The following is a 19,526-nucleotide window of genomic DNA, read 5'->3' as shown; positions in this document are numbered from 1 at the left end:
GCCAGGCCGAGTCGGCGGCGGAGAGGCCCGGAGCGCTGGGGTTGCCAGCGCGGTGGGCGCTCTCATCGGACGATCACCGACGCGCGAACGCCGCACGCCGCGCCGACGACGAGGCCCACAACGACTACCACCGGCCGTTGGCGACCCTGACCGACCGCGGCTACGCCGGTCCAGGAGGCGGCCGCGCGGGTGTGGTCCCGGCGATGCCGGAATGGCGCTCCACCACCGTGCAGGTCGCGGGATTATGGCCGTTCTCGGTCGGGGCCGCCGCGCCCACGGTCGGGACACCGGTCGGCACGCACTACATCACCGGTGCCCCCGTGCATTTCGACCCGATGAGCTGGTTCCTGCGCGGATACATCACCGCCCCCATCGCTTTCATTCTGGCGCTCAACGGATTCGGCAAAAGCTCCCTGATCCGCCGACTGGTCACCGGATCGGTCGCGACGGGGGAGACGGTGCTGTGCATGGGCGATACCAAGCCCGACTACCGCGACCTCGTGGAAAAACTCGGCGGCCAGGTCATCGAGCTGGGCTACGGGTACGGCAGCATCAACCCCCTCGCCGTCGGCGCCCTCGGAGCGGTGATCGAGCAACTCCCCGAGGGCGACTCGCGCCGTCGCGTCGCCGCCCGGGTCGCGGCGGGGCAGATCACCATCGTCGCCGGACTCATCGAACTCATCCGCGGTTCCCGGATCGCGGACTACGAGGAAACGCTTCTCGCCGCAGGATTACGCGAACTCTACAGCCCCGCAGGGGGATTCACCGCCGCGAGTCCACCGCTGCTGTCGGATCTGCTGGCCATCGTCTCCGACGGTGCTGATCGACTGCGGCAGTTCGCCGAAGAGGACGACAACCCGTCCTACCGGGCCAGCACGAAGATGCTCCGGCGTTCCTTGCGGGCGTTGATCGAGGGCCCGTGGGGAGAGATCTTCGACCGTCACACCAGCACACCCTTGGATTTGAACAGCCCCGCGATCTGTGTCGATGTGTCGCGGATTCCGGAAGGGGACACCAAACTCCTTGCGGCCGTGCTGATGACGTGCTGGTCCGAGGGCTTCGGCGCGATCGCCGGTGCGCATGCGCTCGCCGATGCCGGGCTGGCGCCGGCGCGGACCTTCGGTGTCGTGATGGACGAGATCTGGCGGGTGCTGGGTGTCGGTGAGTTCATGGTCGACCGCGTCGACGCGCTGACCCGGCTCAACAGGGCGTTGGCGTGCTGGCTGATCATGTGCAGCCACACCATCAAAGACCTCGCGAGCATGAAAGCACTCGGGTTCTTCGAACGCGCCCGCGCCAAGATCGTCGGCCCCGTCGGCCCAGACGAGATCGAACGCATCCGCGCCACGGTATCGATCACCGAGACCGAGAAACTCCTGGTCACCTCTTGGGCCGCGCCGCGCCCACCCACCGACGACGGCCTCGACGGTCCCGTGGTCCACGAAACACCGCCGGGCACCGGATGTTTCCTACTCAAGACCGGCGAGGCCGCAGAGCCGGGGATCGCGTTCCGGATGACCTTCACCCCGACCGAACGAGCATCCGACATTCACAACACCAATCGGCGCTTCGATCACCTGCGGGCTGCGGCAGAGGGAGAGAGTGCACGGCCAGAAATGACCGGTGGCCACCAGGTTATCGCTGCCAGTGCGTTACAGACACCGGAGGCGGGGCGGTGAGCGGTGCTTGCATCGAAAACGGTAGTCGCACTGGCAGTGTCGCTGCCGGCGTTGTTGATTTTGCTGCTCATTGTGCTGCTGGGGGCCGATCCGTCGTCTTCGTGTGCGACTGCGGTGTCGGGCAGCGGATTGCAGGGCGCGACCGGTGCATCGATCGGCGGGCTGAGCGAAGGGCAGCTGCAGCTGGCACGCAACGGTGTCGCGATCGGCACACAGCGCGGCGAGCCGGATTCGGTGATTCTTGCCGAACTGGCGGCGCAGGCGGCCGAGTCGACTCTGCGGAATCTGGCGAATCCGTCGGTGCCCGATTCCTTGCGGTACAGCAACGACGGGCTCGGCCACGACGGCGACTCGGTGGGCCCGCACCAATTGCGTGTCAGCGTCTGGGGATCGGTCGGCATCGACACCTTGATGAACCCGATCTATCAGATCAACTGGTTCTACGACCACGCCGACAAGATCCCCGACCGCGACCACATATCCCCGGCCGACCTGGCACAGGCAGTCGAAGCGGCCAAGGTCAATGCGTATGCGGGACAATTGGATCTCGCGCAGCGGCTGCTCGCGCAGTTCGCGAACATCGCCCCGGGATCGATGCCTGCGGCTCAGGCCGGTCAACCCGCAGCAGGGTGTGGAGCGAATGGATCCGGTGCGCCGCTGCCCGCAGGGGCGAGTGCGTTCGGTGCCGCGGTCATCGCAGCGGCCGAGAAATGGATCGGGACACCGTACGTCTGGGGTGGCGGCGACCAGAACGGGCCGACCGACGGGGGATTCGACTGCTCGGGACTGACCCTGTACGCGGTCTATCAAGCCTCCGGCGGGCGGTTGCGCCTGCCCCACTACACCCAATCCCAGCAAGACGACCCTGCGGCGCAGGTGGTGCCGTTCGAGCAGCGTCAACCCGGCGACTTGATCTTCTTCACCTCCCCGGGCGAGAGCAGCTCCCACCACGTCGTCATCTACTACGGGCGCAACGACAAGGGCCAAGACCTCGTCCTGCACGCACCTCAGACCGGGCAGATCGTCACCATCGCCCCGTTGTGGGAGGGCGACCGCCTGGATGTGCGGCGCGTCAGTATGCCGGCCGACCCGGAACCCAGCGAAGGGAAACGCTTGTGACAGAAGACAACACGACTCAACAGGGCCGAACCGGCCGCGACGAGGACGACCAGTCCGACGCCCGGGCTGCTGGCGTATCCGAGGACACCCAGGTTCCTCGCGGGGGAAAGCTCACGACCCCCGAAGATCGGATGGCGGCCCTAGCTGCCCGTGGCCCGTATCTGGTGCTCTGGAGCGCCGCCACACTGCGCACATTCACCGTATGCCTGCCCGACCGGACGGTCATCTGGCATTCCCGATTCCACACTGATCTGGCCATCGCCACCGCGGAGGAAGCCGCGACAGTCGGTGCACTTCAGGCTGTCTGGATCGCTGCCCGCGCACGCGAGGAGTGGGGCGCCGACACCGCGACCCTGCGGCTGGGCGTGGCCAACTCCGGCGTCGACCGAAGCGCGGTCGAATCCGCAGCGATCAGCAGCGGACTGATGCTGGACCTCTTCGCCGGGCCGCCTGACAATCCCGCCCTCGCCCATCCAGCTGAGCGCTGGATCGACTGGTGGACAACTGATCTCGGCACTCTCATTCACAATCCTCAGGGGTTGGCATGACACCGGCAACCGGATGGCCCACCACCGGGCGAGCAATGATCGCTGGGAGCGCCTGCTTGTTCCTTGCGGCCGCTGGTGCGGGCGGCTGCAGTCGGGTCTCGGCCTCCGACGGTGCGAGCAGCGGTAACCGTTGTCTAGCAGCGCCGTTCGCAGAGCCTTTCAGCACAATCGATCCGTGCTCGGCCCCGCACGTGGCCATCGCGGTACTGCAAACAGTGTTCACCTACCACCCCGGTGAGCAGGCCGACCAGCGCGCGTCCTTCCGGGCTGCGATGCCGTTGATGGACGACGGTTTCGCTGCGCACTGGGACACCACCGGTGCGGTGCTGGCACCGATCACGAGCATGCAGTGGCAGCGATGGAGCCGTCTCGGAATCGACGTCACCGCGACAGCGCGCCTCGGGGACGATGACCACCCGCCCGACAGCGACACCACCTTCGCCCGCGTCGCTGCCGTGGACCTGCACCCACCAGACGGCCCCCAGCTGTGCCTGGCGGTCTATATCCGCGCGACCCGCCCGAGTTCTGCTGTGGGGTGGCGCATCTCAGCACTGGAGGCCAGGACATGAGTGGCGGCGACCCCGTCGAGGAAGGCGGGCAAGCGGTCCGGGCCGGATTCGTGCAAGCCATGCAGACGGCCGCGATGACGATGAACCTGCTTCAGCGCCGCGGAGCCGAGTCCCGCTCGAAGGCCGAGTCCGAACGCCGCACCGACGACGCCGACCTGCGAATGCAGCAGAACACCGAAGTCCACGAGCTGAAAGTGAGCGGCTATACCTCCCGTCAGGAGAACGAAAGTGAACTGCACCAACTCGAAAAACATTTCAAGACCCGTCAGATCGATCGCGCCGAGGAATTGCATGATCTGGAACGCCAGATCAAAAAGCGTGTCCTCGAACGAGGAGACGCGGACCTGAACCGGCGTACGGCCGACAGCGCGGCCGAACGCGCGAACAAAGACGACCTGCACCAATTGCAGCGCCAGAACCTGCTCAACCGTTCGAGCTGGGAGAAAGAGCGCCACGACCTCGACGTCGAGTACAAGCGGCTCCTCATCGAGATTCGCCGCCGCGCCGCAGGTTTCACCGAGACCCTCAACGCGCAGGACCGCGACCATGGCGCAGCGATGCGCGCGGCAGCAGCCTACGCGGCCGCCCACAGCACCGCCGACCTGTCCGACCAACACAGATCGCACGCCGACGCCTTCGACGAAAGGCTCACCGAGGACACCGATCTGAGCCCCGACGACCTGCTCGACACCGAGGCCTCGGTACCCGGACCGGGCAACTTGCCAGCGGTATGGCGTGCGGTCAATGGTCTAGCCGAGGAACTCAACTTCGACATCGTGGTGAACCACCACGTAGAGCAGAACTCGGGCGACCCGGAACCGCCCAGCGCGAACGGCACCATCATCGAGACCGCTGCCGCCGCGGCCGACATCATCGATGCCGAAGTCATCGACGGCTACGGCGAAACCGTCGACCCGGGCGACCCTGGTACCAATCCGACACTTTCGCCTGCCTCCCCGCCCGAAGCCGGGATCGAACCATGACCGGCCACATCCGGATGATGCCGCAATCATTTACGTGCACACAGCAACTGGCTTCGAGGTGGCCGTGATGAGCAAGCCGACTCGCATGCAGGTGAAGATCCTCAAGGCCGTGCACGTTCACGCCGCGACAGTGCGGGTGATGCAGGACCGCGCCAAAGCCACACAGCAATCAACCGGGCAGGTGCCCCCGGCCTCCTGGTATGAGGATCTGCACGGGCGGGCGAGGCTGTGGCAGGCGCTGGAGAACGCCGCCGCGGATGCGGGCGTACCGGCGGCGTGGATTACCCAATGCCGCCAACGCGCCGACCTGGGCATGGCGTGGCGCGGGGACCTGCACTGGCGCGAAACGCAATTCATCGACCGAGACCAGCTCTTGAGCGATCTGCGGCAGAAGGTCCGCCACGTCCAGGACATGGCCGCGGTGAAGGCGGTCTACGGAGAACGCGGCGCGCAATCGGAGGTCGGGACCGCGCAGATGTTCGACCGCAAACTGCGGGTCCTGAGCCAGCGGATCAACGCCGTCGCCGCCGTGCTGGAGGTGTCGGAGGCCGAAGCCGAACAACTCTGGGGCGCGCACAGTTGGTCCGCGGCAGCCGAGAGCGTCCGTGACCACAGCCCCCTCACCCTGGCCGGCCGGTGGCGTGCACACGCCCGCACCGAGACGACCGAACTCGCCCTGCAAGCCATAGCCCTCGACGACGCCGGAATCGCGCCAGGTGCACAGGCATTGCCGGAACCAGGCGACATGACCGAGCTGATCCAACACCATCTGTCCGCAGTGACGCCACCCGAGCTGAGCGCCGTAGCTGCCGAGCCGGGCGCGCAGATCACCGAGGCGATCGACGCCGCCGGCATCACCAGCGACACCAGCACCGAGCTTGTCAACACCGAAGACACCGATCGCGTGCCGTTGTCCCCGATTGTTCCTGGGGTCGAACCCTGAGAGGGCCTGCCGGGCAGCCCTATAGCGGTGACCGATGCGTGAAACCCGTTTCTGAACAGCATGATTCGACGACCGAGGAAGCGACATGACCGAACCGACTCCATTCGCACCGTCGGCAAGTGTGCCGACCTGGCGTGCACGGCTGCTGGACCGTATCCAGAACCTGGCCGCGGACCGTGCCCGAGTGCTGCAGCAGGGATACCAAATAACCGAGGGGGCAGGAGACTCCGCGGTACTGGCCTGGCGTACACAATTGCAATTGCTGGCGATCTCCCGTGAGGAGACGGTCACCCAGGCGCTGTCCGTGGGGATCTCCCGGATCGACGTCGGTGACGCTCTCCTGCAGGGACATCAAGGATTTCGTGCTCCCCTCGACATGGTAGAACCGGGAGATCGGGTCCGGGAGATGATGATCGACGGCGTCGTGAACGACACCTGGCAACTGCAGCACATGGCCGCGATCCATGTGGTGCGCGATCAACAACTTCCCTCCGACGCACACTACTTCGAAGACCCGCAGGTACCGGCCCAATACGAGCGAAATATGGCCGCCTTGTGGATGCGCGCCACGACGGTCTCACAGGCCATCTCCTTGACCCCTGCCGAATCGGCAGGGATGTGGGCGACCGACCCTGGCGGGTGGCAGCAGATCATCGGCGCCTCGGTCGCCACTTACGACGCGGCGGGGTTGGAAGAACGCTGGCGCATCTATGCCTGGCCGGGCATCGCCGAAAGCGCCCACCGCGACCTGACCGCACTGGGCATAGACCCCAGTCACGCCGACGCCATCTCGCCAATTCCGGGCCCGCACACCATGTTCGAGCACGTCACCCAGGCACTCAGGGCTGGACCCGGCAATTCGGAGGCACACATCATCGGCCAGGCCGTCGACGCTGCGCTCGCATCAGACACCGACCTGCAATGGCCTCCCTTTCCTACCCCGGACAACGGTGCGGCACCACCGAAAACAGACGCTTCTCCAGGGGTCGAGCTATGACCGGGCCAGCGAACGATGTGCCGAACTCCCGCCACGAGATCCCGGCCGAACACGTCGAACTGATGCAGCAGATCCAGCGGTTGGCGTTGCGCAGCGGGCAGCTGATGCAGCGCATGTACGAATCCGGCGGGGATGCACTGACAGCCACCGGCGTCATCACGCGGATCAATGCCCTGGATCGCGAAAGGGACCTGACCGAGATCAAAGCTCGGGCCGCCGGTGTGCCCGCCGAATGGATAGATCGAGTCCGCACGCTCGGGCAGCGCGGGTTCGAGTGGCGCGAGGATCAGCCGCTGCCCGACCCCGCTCCCCAGGGACGGCGCAGAACTGTGCAACGAGTCGCCGACGACATCGAGCGGCTCAAAGACATGGCGGCCGTCCACACCGCCTACCAGCACACGCGGGGACCCGGTGACACCGAGTCTGGCATGGAAACCGTTGTGGCCCAACAGCTCAACCGAAATATGGAGGCGGTATGGATGCGGGCCGGGCGGGCCGCCCACGCCATCGGGATGGACGCCGGGGAACGGGCCGCGCTGTGGTCGGTGACGAGCGCGGAGTGGCATCGGCGCGTGGACCACTACCTCGGTGGGCGCGACATCGCCGACTGCACACGCGCTGGCGCAAATACGGCGACGTCACCGTCGCGGCCCAGGCGCGTAAGTCTCTGGCCAAGATGCGCCGCGCCGGACAGCACGGCCCCGACGTGCCGTTACCCGACATGCCGATGTCACCGACTCGGATGCTCCTCGAGGCCGGCACGTCGATCGCTACCCAGCCTGCACCGCAGGGTGCTGACGGTGATCCGATCACGACGGCCATCGACGCCGCGTTGCCGGACGGAACATCAACGACGTGGCATGAAGACGCCACACCCTTGCCCGGAGCTGACCCGTACAGCGCTGCCCCCGGTGTCGATAGCCAAATCGATCCATGACCGCGCACGCCGAATAGCGCTGTCTTGCAACAACTGTGAACGCAGAAGGTGATGGTGATGACAGATCCGGAGTATCTCCCGGGCAAGGCGTCGATTCCGCAGTGGAAGAACGACCTGCTGCGGCGAGTGCATGACCTCGCCGCCGACTTCGTTCGTATCGAAAGCCTCGGTGCCGATGGCTACGACGGCACCGACGGCGACCCGGAAGCAGACTGGCTTAACCATCTCGACGCGCTGACCGCGGTGCGGGAATCCACCGAACGGATCGCATTGTCGGTCGGGGTTCCGCAATCGTGGATCGAGCGTGCCCGCGACGTCGGTGCCGGGCACACCGCTTCGACGGGGCAGCTGATGGTTCCCGAGGAACCGAGTGAGGCCAAGCAGTTCTATCTGGACATGCTCAGCGTGGATCTGTGGAACCTGCAACGCATGGCCTTCGTGGCCGCCGCCCGCGACCTACGACTGACCGACACCGGATACCAATTCGGGCGCGACCCCATTGCCGGGCGTGAATACCAGCGCAATATGGACCTGCTGCACACACGGATCTCCACCCTGGCCGACGCCGCTGCGATAACCGTCCACGATGCCGAAAACCTCTGGGGGACAAGCCAGACCGAAGACGTACGGCTGATGGCGGCGGCCACGGTCAACGGGTGGGACGACCTGGCAGTCGAGTTCGCCTGGCGTCACTACAGCAAACCGAACCCCGACGGCGCACTCCCGCCCTACATACCCGTCGATGCCCGAACCGGAGAACCCGTGCACCGCATAGGCATCCGGCCACCGACCCCGCAACAACTTCTCGACCAAGCCACCGACACACTCCACTCCGAGATGGCCGACCCTCCCACCAGCGGGCAGGGGCACATCCAGACAGCGATCGACGCCGCCCTTCCAGACGACGCGACCTGGAGCTGGGGACACGAGCTGCCCGAGACCGGTCCGATGGTCACCGAGCCACCGCACAACAGCGGACCGGAACCTTGACACCGCCCCGGCGCCTCGCTTTCCGATGACATCGGCTAGCAGCTGCGGCGCCCGCAGATCCCGATTCGTCGTGGCGCTGGCGCTGCCACCACGAAAACCACCACACCGCGAGGGACATCACCACCACCGCAACGGATCCCACCATCCGCTACGGACCGCTTCGAACCACGAGGGCGGAACACGATGTCCGACAATCATTCTGAAATCTCCCGCGACGGCGAACGCCCGCCAGCACTTGGTCCGGTCCCGCCGCAACACGGTCGTGAATCAACCCGACAGTCCTCAGTAGACGGCGCGAAGCCGACAAGCCACCCCTCGACAGACCACCAGGATTGGGTTCATCGAGCGCATGCGTCGAAATTCGATGTGCCGCAGGCGCTACGCGCCGGTGCGATCGCGCATCGCTTCGGCAGCAACGACATCGATGCCGTCCAAGCGACCAAGCTGAGAGCCGTTCAGAACTTCGCCGCCCTGCGCTCGGCGTGGATGAGGAACGCGGTCGAGAACGACCTCGATTTCGGGGACCGGAAGTATCGCTGGGCGATGTTCGTCAACGGGGTCGGCGAGGATCTGCAGCAGGCACGAGCCGAGGCCGCGCACGCCGGGATCGACGCCGCCGCGATCGAGGACGCCGAAAATGCTGGCAGCAGCGGGGTTTCCTGGGATCAACAACCCGCGCATCGGCGGCTCGGTCGCCTCGAACAACTCAGTGAGCAGCTGTATCACGCGGAAAGCCAGGCCACCGAGCAACGCGAGCAGGTCCAGGACCTCACTCGCCGACTCGAGACCGCGCAGGCCGCGATCGACGCGCTCGGCGATCACCTGACCCGCAACGAGAACTCGTTACGTGAGCTGCTGGGTGACCTTGTCGATGCCGACTGGCAGGGTCCGGCGCCACGGAAGGATCCAATATCCGGGCTGCAGTCGCTTAAGAAGCTTCAAAACGCCAACGTGACTTTGCTTTTGGCGAACCTCTTCGACAAATCCGAGGCTGTGCCAGTTACCGATGAGGAGCTCGCCCTCGGCAGGGGAATCAGCGCGGCTGTGGAGGCCACGCTGACTGATACCGACTCACCCTTGCACCACGACGAGAACCCGGCCCCCGGACCCGAACACTCGACACCTCCTTCTGCAGACCCCGATCCGGGGGTCGAGCCATGACTTGGATCGCCGAACCGATCGGCTACGCGAACCCTGATTACTACCGCGACGCCGCCAACAGCACCGAACGACAACTACGGGCCGATTTCGCCAAGTACTACCAACTCCGAGAAATCGCCCCGTTCGGGCTCACTGCAGCCGATACCGCGGAACTGAACGCGCACGCCGGCACCCTGGCCGCACGGTGGGGACGACACGAATCCCCGCACTTTCGGCGCACGTGGGAGAGCTTGCAGGCCGCCGTCATGGGATGGGAGGCCCGCCCGGATCTGGCACGGCGCAACTTCGACCAACTCGCCCGCGCCCGCAGCGCCGGAGAACTCGCCATCGACGAGGACCTGTGGCGCAGTCTGCAACAAGCCCGCGCCATCACCGGCCACGGCCTCGACACCACCATAGCCGTGGGTTCGAACGTCGGGCACCGATTCCCGAACCTCTACCCGCCCGAGCCCTCCCTCTCCCCGCCGGCAGAGCAAGGCCCCGACCTTCGCACATCCGTGGAGCGCACACTCGGAGCGCCCCGCGACATCCGCAGCGCGACCCCTCAATTCACCCTCGAGCAGATCGATGCCACCATCGCGGCCACCGAGGAAGTCCTCGATGCCGAGGGACAACGTGGTGACCTCGACACCGGCCACGACGCGCGTACCGCGTTGTTGCCGCGCGTGATTCGGGACGCACCGATCTCCTACAACTACGGGGAGTCCGCGGCATGGGAACTACGACAGGCCGCCCTGCTGCGGGAAATCCAGGACCTGTCCTGTGAGCACAGTACGGTGGCTGAGGCGTTCGACGGCCACGACGACCAAGCCCGCATCCTCCGATTGGAAGCCCTGCGCAACGGGGCGGCCGCCGCCCGCCGCGACGCACTACGTGCCGGAGTGCACGCCGCCGACATCGACCGCGCCTACCTCCTCGGCCGCGACGGCATCTACTGGAGCACCGAACCCTCCCACCCCCGCCTGGGCCGCATCGCACAACTGACCGAAGAACGCGACCGCGCACTCTCCACAGCGTCCCGCAACAACATCGCCGACAGCGGCGTCCACCAGGGTTCCGACCCGCACCTCGAACTCACGTCCGCAATCGAAAATGGCAGTGAGACAACCAATCTCAACCGATTCGATACCGACGTGGCAGCCACCGACGGCACCCGGATCGTCGAAGCGATCGACGCCGTACTCGCCGACATAGACGACGGCACCTGGACGGCACCAGTAGATCCACCACAGCCCAGCACCCCAGCATCGATCGAATACGACATGGGCGCTGACCTATGACACCTACTGCGCGACAACAAAACCCGCATTCCTCCACAGCTCTGCCCCCAGAGGTGGAAGGAGATGATCGGGTTGCCGACGCGAGAAACGCGACGCCGTAACACCGGCGGACTCGGTGAGGAAACGTGGCTGCTCCTGCTGTTTCTCGCTGCCGTCTTGTTGTGCCTGGCCGGGTGGGCAGCGATGTGCCTGGGGGAGTGGTGGGCGGGACTGCCGGTCACCGGTAACCCGGTCGCCGCCTACCTTCAGCTGGCTTTGGGACGACGACACTGGCCCTGGCAATCCACCTGTGTCGCACTAGCGCTCGTGCTCACGGCAGTCGGCGCTGCCGCGATGATCCGTCCCCGCCTCCCGCACCCGAGTGGCATCGACTCGGCCGCACGAACCATGGCACCATCTCGCACCATCACCATCGCCCGACACAGCGACAACCTCTCCGCGGCGGCGCGACTGCTCAAGGATGCCCCCGTTGAGGTGAGGGAACTACCGGGGCCACCGCTGGGGCGCACCGTGCTCCAAGACGTCGAGTTGTTCATCCCCGCCGAACTGGGGGTGTTCATCGCTGCCGGTCAGCGGACCGGCAAAACAATGGCCTGGGCGATACCCGCGGTGCTGTCCGCGTGGGGGCCGGCGCTGGCGACCAGCAACAAGCCGGACCTGTACCGGCACACCCGATACGGGCGTGCGCAACAGGGCCGGATCTGGCTGTGTGACCTGCAAGCGGTCTGCGGGCGCGCCGAGTGCGACTTCTGGGTCGACCTGCTCTCGCAAGTCACCAGCCTGCCCGCGGCACGCAAACTCGCGGCGTTCTTCGTCAGCGGCTCCTCCGGCTCCGCCGCCCAGCAGGCAAACGCCAAAGTCGACACCTACTTCGACGGCGGCGCACAAGAACTGTTGAGCCTGTACGCATTTGCCGCCGCCTGCGTCGGCGGCGACCTACTACACGTCGCCGAATGGCTCTCCGGCGACCAGGACCAAACCCCGGCCCTGATCCTGCGCGACCACGGCCACCACCGGCCCGCACAACGGATTCTGGATGCCCAAAGCCTCTACGCCCGGCAGCGAGATGGGTTGTACGACATGGGAAGACGCTTCCTCAATGTCCTGTCTGACGAAAACTACGCCCGCATGGTCACACCTCCCACCCGCAAACGCTTCAGCGTCTACGAAGGCGAAGACAAGGTCGTCATCGATATCCGGCACGAACCCGCACGCCATCACCTGCCCGAATTCAAGCCCGCCGAGTTCGTTAGCAGCACCGACACCCTGTACGCCCTATCCATGACCGGCCCCGACTCGGCCGGCCCGCTGACCGCCGCGCTCGTCGGCCAGATATTGGAAGCCGCGCTCGCTGTCGCTCGAGGGCGCTTGGACGGCCGTCTGGCGGTGCCGCTGCTGGCGGTGCTCGATGAAGCGGCCAACTGCGCCCGCATCGGCGAGCTGCCCAGCTACTACACCTACTGCGGTGGCTGCGGAATCATCTTGATGACCATCATTCAGGTCCTCGAACAAGGCGAAGATCTCTGGGGCGTCAACGGTGTGAAGATCATGCGCGCCCAATCGATCGAGATCTACGGCGGCAACATCGCCTCCGTCGGCTACCTCGACGAATGGTCGAAAATGATCGATGAGCACGACGTGGCCGACCACTCCCGCTCGCACGGCCCCGGCGGCGTCAACCGCACCACATCCTGGCGGTCGGAACCTGTCCTGAACGTCGCCAAACTCGGTGCGCTGCCCAAGGATCGGGCCCTGATCCGCTTGCCCGGCCATCAGCCGATGCTCGTGCGCAAAGTCTTCTGGTGGAACCACCCCGTCTTCGCTTCACTCGTCACCGCGTCACTGCGCCAGTTCGAACACGCTGTCTCCCTGCGCAAACAACCCCGTACAACCAGACCATCCGGACAGGACGGAGACGCCCCACAATGACCACACCTTCTGCCAGTGCCATGCCCCAGTCCAGCGGTGCCCCGACGAATCCACCCAAGCCCCCGGCTTACCCGGACTTCGTGACCTTCGCCGAGAAATGGCTCTTCCCCTTCCAGACCGTGCGCCTCGCCGAGGCGAACCGGGAACAGACCTTCACCTGGTGCCCGCAGTGGTGGCGCCACCGCCCAGTCGCAGTGCGCATCGCGGCCCTGCACAACGTGTTCGAAGCCTCTCGCCGCAGCCGCTCCGGCGGAGCGATATCGACCTTCATGCTCAGCCACATCGATGCCCACATGAGAATCATCCTCGACGCTGCCAACGGACCCCTGCACCGCTGCACACGAACCAAACATATCGCACTGCAAGCACTTTCCGCCGATCCCGTGCCGCCGGGCTGGTTCGGAGACATGCGACGACCATCCAACGTCAGCGATGGGGAGCAGGGGAAGCGAAAGCCGCCGCGGTTTGCGCACTACACCGACTTCGTCGAGCAATGGCTGCTCCCGGTGACCGCAGTGCGCGTCGCCGCCAATCACCGCGAAGGGCAATACACCTGGTGCCGGCAATGGTGGGCACACCATGGCGTCGCAGTTCGATTCGCCGCACTGCGCGCAGTCTTCGAAACAGCACGTCTGGCCGAAGACAAAACGGCGATGAGCACCCTGTTCGTCTCGCACATCGACCCTCACATGCGGGTGATCCTCGATGCCGCACAAGGACCGCTGCACCGCTGCACGCCCGACCGGCACGTGCCTCAGCCCGGTCTTCCGTTCGCGTCGGTGCCGATGGGCTGGTTTGGGTCCGCAGCGGGCTCGTTACCGGTAGACGAACTGGGATTCGGGCCAGACTTTCGGATCCTTCGAACTAGCGGCACTCTCTGAATGTCGATCTCGTCGAGCTCACCAGTTACAAGGACGCCAAGGCGATCTGGCGACCTGGTCCACCGAAGACGCTCGCAGGCGCTGAGCTGCGGTCCAGGCATAACCTCAGGCCGCCGACGCTTCAGGAGACGGCTCGTGCCGCCATGCGACCAGTTTCGCGTCCAGCGTCAGCGGCGGCCCGATTTTCAGTCGAACACGGTGGGTTTGCCAGGGTTCTTCCAGTGGTCGAACATCATTTGGATCTCGTGCTCCAGGATGCGGGTTACAGACAGCGGTGGCAGGTCGTCGACGGGGAAGTATCCGATCTGCATGGTCTCCACCGGGCTCGGTTCGCCGGTGGCGTCGATGACATCGCAGAGAAAGAACATTTTGTAGACCGAGGAGGGCAGTTTCGGGGTGTGGCCTTGGGTGTCGCGGTCCAGGCAAGCGACCAGCGTATGGGCGTGCACAAGGAGTCCGGACTCCTCCTTGACCTCCTTTTCCGCGACCTGGCGTGGGGTATCTCCGAGATCGGCCCATCCGCCCGGTGGGGTCCATCGTTCATCGCTGCGGTCCTGGATCAGCAGGATGCGGCCCTGCTGATCGAATATTCCGGCGCGAACGTCCACTTTTGGTGTGGCGTAACCGATTTCCGCAGCCAGGATCTCGCGGAACTGCGCGGTGTCGCCGGTCCCGATGAGCGCCATGAGTTCGGCGCTGACCGTCCGTACCTGCTCGTAGCGTTCGGCATCGAAGACATCGCGGACGAAGGTGATGCCGTTCTGCGCGATCGCCGCCAACTGCAGTGCCAGCGCATGCAGCTGTTCGGCCTCTACACGATCATCACTCATTGATGCATTCCTCCAAGGATCGATTGAACAGGAGCCCACGCTCACGCACGGCAACGCGAGGGATTCAGATCGACAAGCGGTAGTTCGTGGTGTCGCGCGGTTGGAATCCGCACCGCGCGTACATCTTGCGCGCGGCCGAGCGCGAGGGTGTGCAGGTCAGATCGACGGTGCGGGCGTGGTGCGCTCTGGCGAGCTCGATGGCGGCGCGGGTGAGTGCTTCACCGATACCGCAGCCACGCACGCTCTGGTTGACCACGACGTCTTCGATGCGTGCTCGCACCCCGCTCATCAGCGGATATATCACTACGATCGTGACTCCGACGATCGTGCTGTCCAGACGCGCCGCCAGCATGTTCGTGCTGGGAGTGGCCAGGAGCGCATCGAGGTGTCCGCGGGTCAAGGTCGGCGCCGAGGTCGACAGTTGCGGTAGCAGATCGGTCAGGGCTTGCCAGAGGTCGTCGCTGGCTTCGCGGGTCTGTGTGACCACGACTGATCGGTCTTGCTCTGGACTCACCTCAAGCGCCTTTCCGTTGACTTGTTGTGCTGACATCGAGGTGAAATATGTATGCCTGAAACAGAATTGGGTAGGCGCCGTCGGTCGCGGGCGGGCTCGTCGCCGCCAGCACGCCGATGTTCGGACGACAGCCTAGCTTCACCGATACTGCTGTGGCCGTTTCCTGGTGAGATAACTCCGATGGTCCTCTCACCGACGGATTGTCCGGTCGGGTGTTGAGAGTCTCGCGATCGCGGCGGGGATGTCCCCGTCCGCTGACCCGAACACTGCGCTGGCGGCGACGAGAGTGTCGGCGCCGGCCTCGATGATCTGCGCGGCGTTGGCCGCGGTGATGCCGCCATCTGCGACCAGATCGACTGTGTCGAGCCCGATTTCGTCCAGGCGTGCGCGTAGCGCAGCAATCTTAGCAATGACAGCGGGCTGAAAGCGGCTGGTGCCCGGAATGCTGGTCATAAGGACCACCACGTCTACCTGCGGCAGGTAGGGCTCGAGGTGGTCGATGCTCAAATCCGGGTTGAGGACCAGGCCTTTGCTGATTCGAGCCTGACCCAGTAGATGGAGGGTGTCCGTGATCTGGTGTGCGGCATCGATATGCAGCGATACTCGATCTACCCCGATATCGATCAACTCCTCGAGAAGGCGTTCGGGGTCGACTGTTTGCAGGTGCACGTCGACGGGCAGTCCAGTGAGCTTCCGGACGGCGCGGACGGTGCGTAACCCGAAGCTGATCGAGGGGGTGTATTGACCGTCCATGACATCGAGGTGCAAGCAGGCGGCTTCGGTACCTTCGACCTGCTTGATTGAGGAAGCCAGGTCCAACGGGTCGGCCCCCAGTAGTGCTGGTGCGATACGAACGCTCATAAGGGAATTCCTGAAGTAGAGGCGGCAACGGCGGAAGTCATTGTGGTGCAGACAAATCCGACATCGGAGTCGGTGAGATCGGGCCTCATAGGAAGACACAGTGTGTGCACGGCCTGAAATTCGGTGTGCGGGAACTCCCCTCGGCCGTTGGCGCGGGCGGCGAACGCGGGTTGCCGGTGAACGGGGACGGGGTAGCGGACGACAGCGTCCACGCCATCGGCTCGTAGACGGTTCAGCACCTGGTCGCGGTGAAGGGTTGTCACCTGGAGCAGGTGATAGACGTGATCGCCGGGCGGTGACGGAGCGGGCGCAACGGAAATACCGGTGGGGGCCAATGCCTGCCGATAGAGGTCGGCGATGGTGCGGCGGGCGGCGTTCCACTCATCGAGTGCGTTGAGTTTGGCATCCAGTACCACTGCCTGCACTGCGTCGAGCTTGCTGTTCATACCGAGGTGAACATGGTTGTTCTGTCCGTCTTGTCCGAGGTTGCGCAGGATCCGCAGTTCCCGATCGAGGGTGAGGTCGCTGGTGACGACGGCGCCCGCGTCTCCGGCGGCGGCCAGGTTCTTCGATGGATGGAAGCTGAAGCAACCGGCCGCACCGAAGGTGCCGACCTTGCGGCCGCGCCAGGTGGCACCGACCGCTTGTGCGCAGTCCTCCACCAAGGCGACTCCGTGCCGGTCTGCGAGCGCGACGAGCCGATCCATGTCCAGGGTTCGGCCGAATAAATGCACGGCCAGGATGGCGCGAGTGCGCGGCCCGCAGGCCGCGGCGGTGGCGTCCAGGTCCATCAACCAGCTGCCGGGCTCGCAGTCGACCAGCACAGGCGTCGCACCGACGGACAGCACAGCAAGCACGGTGGCGTGGAAGGTATTCGCGACGGTGATCACCTCGTCACCGCGCCCGATTCCCAGGGCCGTCAGGGCCAGTATCAGGGCATCGGTGCCCGAGTTGACGCCGACCGCGCAACGCGCCCCGAGGTAGGCCGCGAAGCGATCCTCGAATCGCTGGACATGCTCGCTCAGGATGTATTCGCCCGCCGCGAGAACATCGCACAGGTGCGCGGACAGGGCAGGCAGGTCCAGGAACTGGCTGGCGTAGGCGTAGCGCGGGACCCTCATGACAGACCGGAATCGGGGCGCACGTCAATGAGAGTTTTACCGAGCCCACCGCCCGCGGCGGAAACGTTAAGGTGGGCGGCAGCCCGCAGGAAAGGCACGATTTCTCTGGTCAGGCGCTGCACACAGCGAGCGGGTGACCAGTCGTCATCGTCGGGGGCGGCCATGAGCAGCGACAGAGCTTCGGTGAAGTCGGCCCGCGTCGCGCCGTAGGTACCGGCGACGGTGATGTCTTTGCTTTCCGCTGTGAACGTGCGGACCTGCTGCTCACGGCGCACCGTGTCGAGGTCGATCCCTCGCAGATGCATACCAGGGTGGGTGCCCGCGAAAAGGACCAACAGGCCAGCGTCGCTGAGCATGCTCGTGCACGTCGTGAGCACCGGCTCGGACGCAACGGCCGTGGCCAGCACCACTCGTCGCCAGCTCACCTGATCGTCTTGTACAGCAAGCACACGCGCGGGCAAGGCGCGGCGCTGGCGCAGGAACTCGATCCGCGGTGCGCTCGGGTTGAACAGCTGGCAGCGGTAACCGCGCGCGGTGAGAGTAGCGGCGATCAGGGTGCCCGCCATCCCGGCGCCGACGACTGCGATCGGCGATTCGAGGTCACCGCCGATAGCGTCGGTAACCTCGTTCAGATGGCGAACGGCGTGTATCGCACACGCCAGCGGTTCGGTGAAAACCGCTACTGCGGTGGCCATTGCGTCGGGAACGGGGACCAACGCGGCGCGAAGCTGATCAGGGCTGCCGCACAATTGAACCACCTGCGCGTACCCCGAGGTGCGGGCGCTGAGCGTGGGGTGCGGGTCGAACAGCACCCGCATTCCGCGCAGGTCGGCCAGGTCCGCGGTCGTCTCGACCACTTCGCCGATGATTTCGTGCCCGAAGTCTTTGCGGCCGAACCGGGTTCCGGTGATCTCGCGCAGGTCCGATCGGCACACGCCGACCATGACAGGTTCGAGCACCACCATGCTCGTGTCCGCAGGTTCTGACACGGTGCCCCGAGTGAGATACGCGCTGCCTTCACAGTGGTCGATGCGGCCGAAGGTTCTGCCCACGGTGATCATGAGTGCTCCTGTGCGAGAAGGTCGGCGACGGTGACGGTGAGGTCGACCGGCCGCGAGTAGGTGGTCATGGTGGGATCGACGAGCACTTTGAGATGTTCACCGCCGGTGTGGATCTGCTGAGCCATCATCGGGATCTGTTGTGCGGCCGCCTCGAGGGAGATCACGGAGGTGATCATGGCCGCGAAGCGCTCCGGGTCGTGCAGAAGGTGCAGTTGGGCCTGCTCCAGCTGCTCGTCCGAAGTGCCTCGGTGCCCGGTGATCCACAGCTTCTTGCCCTGATCGGAAAGCGTCTGCTGCACAGCAGGTTTGAGAGCGTTGTGACCGCAGATATTGCGCCGGCGCACGGCGCCCAACCGTGCGCCTGGCAGAGCCGGGTGACGCAGATCGTCGGCGATACCGCCGAACAGGTCCACTACTCCGCCGTCGGTGACGGCGGAGACAGCTTGAGCGAGCACCGGTATCGCTGCCTCGCGGGGGGCGCACACGAGCGCGCCGTCGACACTGCCGGGTGCCAGCTGGGTGGACAGGTCCGTGGAGGCGAGCAGGCACAAGCGCGTCAGGTACGCCAGGCGTTCGCGGCGTGGGTGCACCAGGAGCATCCGATATCCGAGTTGCTCACCCACGATCGCCACGAGCATCGCCGCGGACCCACCCCCGATGACCGCAACGCGTGAGCGCGCCGGCAGGTGCACGCTCATCAGCTCCCACGCGTACAGCGCGGTGGCGATCGGCTCAACCAGTGGCCCCAAATCCACCGGGAGTGTCTGCTGGGCAGGCACGCTATGGCAGGGGTTGGAGGTGATGAGCGGGTCCTGCCACACTCCGGGGTAGCTGTGCCCGAGGATCTGGTCTTGGTTGGCCCGGTACACGGGGTTGAAGATGACGCAGCCCCGCGCGCCGTGCTCGGTGGCCTCCCGCACGGCGATGGCCTCGTGCCCCAAGATGGTCGCCTGGTCGCGGCGAGCACCACGCAGGATCTGCAGGTCCGTGCCGCACACCCCGGCGCGCAGTATCCGAAATACCGACGCGCCCAATCCTGGCGTGGTGAGGTCGCGCTGGATCCGCAGCGTGTGGCCTTCGCGGATCAACGCACGATGCTCAACACTTGTCGCGGCAGACATGC

Annotated in this window: 19 protein-coding genes; 13 read left to right on the top strand and 6 right to left on the bottom strand. The window is 65.5% G+C overall.

The features are described 5' to 3' along the window. Window positions 1–137: 137 nt before the first annotated feature. The 13 genes from ABZX86_RS29990 to ABZX86_RS29930 all read left to right on the top strand — a co-directional run bounded on the left by ABZX86_RS29990 (window position 138) and on the right by ABZX86_RS29930 (window position 14,016). Complete coding sequence (locus ABZX86_RS29990) at window positions 138–1,679, top strand: hypothetical protein (RefSeq protein ID WP_355128079.1); 1,542 nt, start codon at window positions 138–140, stop codon at window positions 1,677–1,679. A gap of 51 nt (window positions 1,680–1,730) precedes the next feature. Then, window positions 1,731–2,798, top strand: coding sequence for a C40 family peptidase (locus ABZX86_RS29985; RefSeq protein ID WP_355128077.1), 1,068 nt, complete (start codon window positions 1,731–1,733; stop codon window positions 2,796–2,798). Then, on the top strand, window positions 2,795–3,346 hold the full coding sequence (locus ABZX86_RS29980) for a hypothetical protein (RefSeq protein WP_355128075.1): 552 nt from the start codon (window positions 2,795–2,797) through the stop codon (window positions 3,344–3,346). Before ABZX86_RS29985 ends, ABZX86_RS29980 begins: the two co-directional genes overlap by 4 nt. A gap of 191 nt (window positions 3,347–3,537) precedes the next feature. After that, on the top strand, window positions 3,538–3,915 hold the full coding sequence (locus tag ABZX86_RS29975; protein WP_355128073.1) for a hypothetical protein: 378 nt from the start codon (window positions 3,538–3,540) through the stop codon (window positions 3,913–3,915). Further along, window positions 3,912–4,898, top strand: coding sequence for a hypothetical protein (locus ABZX86_RS29970; RefSeq protein WP_355128071.1), 987 nt, complete (start codon window positions 3,912–3,914; stop codon window positions 4,896–4,898). Before ABZX86_RS29975 ends, ABZX86_RS29970 begins: the two co-directional genes overlap by 4 nt. A gap of 85 nt (window positions 4,899–4,983) precedes the next feature. After that, window positions 4,984–5,841, top strand: coding sequence for a hypothetical protein (locus ABZX86_RS29965; RefSeq protein ID WP_355128069.1), 858 nt, complete (start codon window positions 4,984–4,986; stop codon window positions 5,839–5,841). An 85-nt stretch (window positions 5,842–5,926) separates the two neighbouring features. Next, on the top strand, window positions 5,927–6,838 hold the full coding sequence (locus ABZX86_RS29960) for a hypothetical protein (protein WP_355128067.1): 912 nt from the start codon (window positions 5,927–5,929) through the stop codon (window positions 6,836–6,838). Continuing rightward, window positions 6,835–7,827, top strand: a complete 993-nt coding sequence (locus tag ABZX86_RS29955) for a hypothetical protein (protein ID WP_355128065.1) — start codon at window positions 6,835–6,837, stop codon at window positions 7,825–7,827. Before ABZX86_RS29960 ends, ABZX86_RS29955 begins: the two co-directional genes overlap by 4 nt. A 5-nt stretch (window positions 7,828–7,832) precedes the next feature. After that, window positions 7,833–8,765 carry a hypothetical protein gene (locus ABZX86_RS29950; RefSeq protein ID WP_355128063.1) on the top strand — a complete coding sequence of 311 codons (933 nt, stop codon included), beginning with the start codon at window positions 7,833–7,835 and terminating at the stop codon, window positions 8,763–8,765. 183 nt (window positions 8,766–8,948) lie between these two features. After that, the gene (locus ABZX86_RS29945) at window positions 8,949–9,926 is read left to right on the top strand and encodes a hypothetical protein (RefSeq protein WP_355128061.1); all 978 of its coding nucleotides are present in this window, start codon (window positions 8,949–8,951) and stop codon (window positions 9,924–9,926) included. Beyond that, window positions 9,923–11,206: a hypothetical protein gene (locus ABZX86_RS29940; RefSeq protein ID WP_355128059.1), complete on the top strand. Its 1,284-nt coding sequence runs from the start codon at window positions 9,923–9,925 to the stop codon at window positions 11,204–11,206. Before ABZX86_RS29945 ends, ABZX86_RS29940 begins: the two co-directional genes overlap by 4 nt. Before the next feature lie 63 nt (window positions 11,207–11,269). Further along, window positions 11,270–13,135: a TraM recognition domain-containing protein gene (locus tag ABZX86_RS29935; RefSeq protein ID WP_355128057.1), complete on the top strand. Its 1,866-nt coding sequence runs from the start codon at window positions 11,270–11,272 to the stop codon at window positions 13,133–13,135. An 80-nt stretch (window positions 13,136–13,215) separates the two neighbouring features. Next, window positions 13,216–14,016 carry a DUF4913 domain-containing protein gene (locus ABZX86_RS29930; RefSeq protein ID WP_355128055.1) on the top strand — a complete coding sequence of 267 codons (801 nt, stop codon included), beginning with the start codon at window positions 13,216–13,218 and terminating at the stop codon, window positions 14,014–14,016. A 185-nt stretch (window positions 14,017–14,201) separates the two neighbouring features. On the opposite strand, the gene ABZX86_RS29925 is transcribed toward ABZX86_RS29930, so the two are convergent. The 6 genes from ABZX86_RS29925 to ABZX86_RS29900 all read right to left on the bottom strand — a co-directional run bounded on the left by ABZX86_RS29925 (window position 14,202) and on the right by ABZX86_RS29900 (window position 19,524). Further along, entirely contained in the window at window positions 14,202–14,846 is a 645-nt protein-coding gene (locus ABZX86_RS29925) for an NUDIX hydrolase N-terminal domain-containing protein (protein WP_297617770.1), read from the bottom strand. A gap of 64 nt (window positions 14,847–14,910) precedes the next feature. Further along, the gene (locus tag ABZX86_RS29920) at window positions 14,911–15,333 is read right to left on the bottom strand and encodes a GNAT family N-acetyltransferase (protein WP_355128052.1); all 423 of its coding nucleotides are present in this window, start codon (window positions 15,331–15,333) and stop codon (window positions 14,911–14,913) included. Between the two features lie 216 nt (window positions 15,334–15,549). Further along, window positions 15,550–16,221, bottom strand: a complete 672-nt coding sequence (locus ABZX86_RS29915; RefSeq protein WP_355128050.1) for a ribulose-phosphate 3-epimerase — start codon at window positions 16,219–16,221, stop codon at window positions 15,550–15,552. Continuing rightward, the gene (locus ABZX86_RS29910; protein WP_355128048.1) at window positions 16,218–17,342 is read right to left on the bottom strand and encodes a DegT/DnrJ/EryC1/StrS family aminotransferase; all 1,125 of its coding nucleotides are present in this window, start codon (window positions 17,340–17,342) and stop codon (window positions 16,218–16,220) included. Before ABZX86_RS29910 ends, ABZX86_RS29915 begins: the two co-directional genes overlap by 4 nt. Further along, a complete protein-coding gene (locus ABZX86_RS29905; protein WP_355128046.1) occupies window positions 17,339–18,403 on the bottom strand; it encodes an alcohol dehydrogenase catalytic domain-containing protein in 1,065 nt (354 codons plus the stop codon). The genes ABZX86_RS29910 and ABZX86_RS29905 overlap by 4 nt, the downstream gene beginning before the upstream one ends. Next, on the bottom strand, window positions 18,400–19,524 hold the full coding sequence (locus ABZX86_RS29900; RefSeq protein ID WP_355128044.1) for an alcohol dehydrogenase catalytic domain-containing protein: 1,125 nt from the start codon (window positions 19,522–19,524) through the stop codon (window positions 18,400–18,402). Before ABZX86_RS29900 ends, ABZX86_RS29905 begins: the two co-directional genes overlap by 4 nt. Window positions 19,525–19,526 lie beyond the last annotated feature (2 nt).

This window comes from Nocardia sp. NPDC006630 (assembly GCF_040611495.1).
Classification (GTDB): Bacteria; Actinomycetota; Actinomycetes; order Mycobacteriales; family Mycobacteriaceae; genus Nocardia.
Note: the sequence above shows the minus strand (reverse complement) of the source record. Positions and strands in the feature narration are given on the sequence as shown.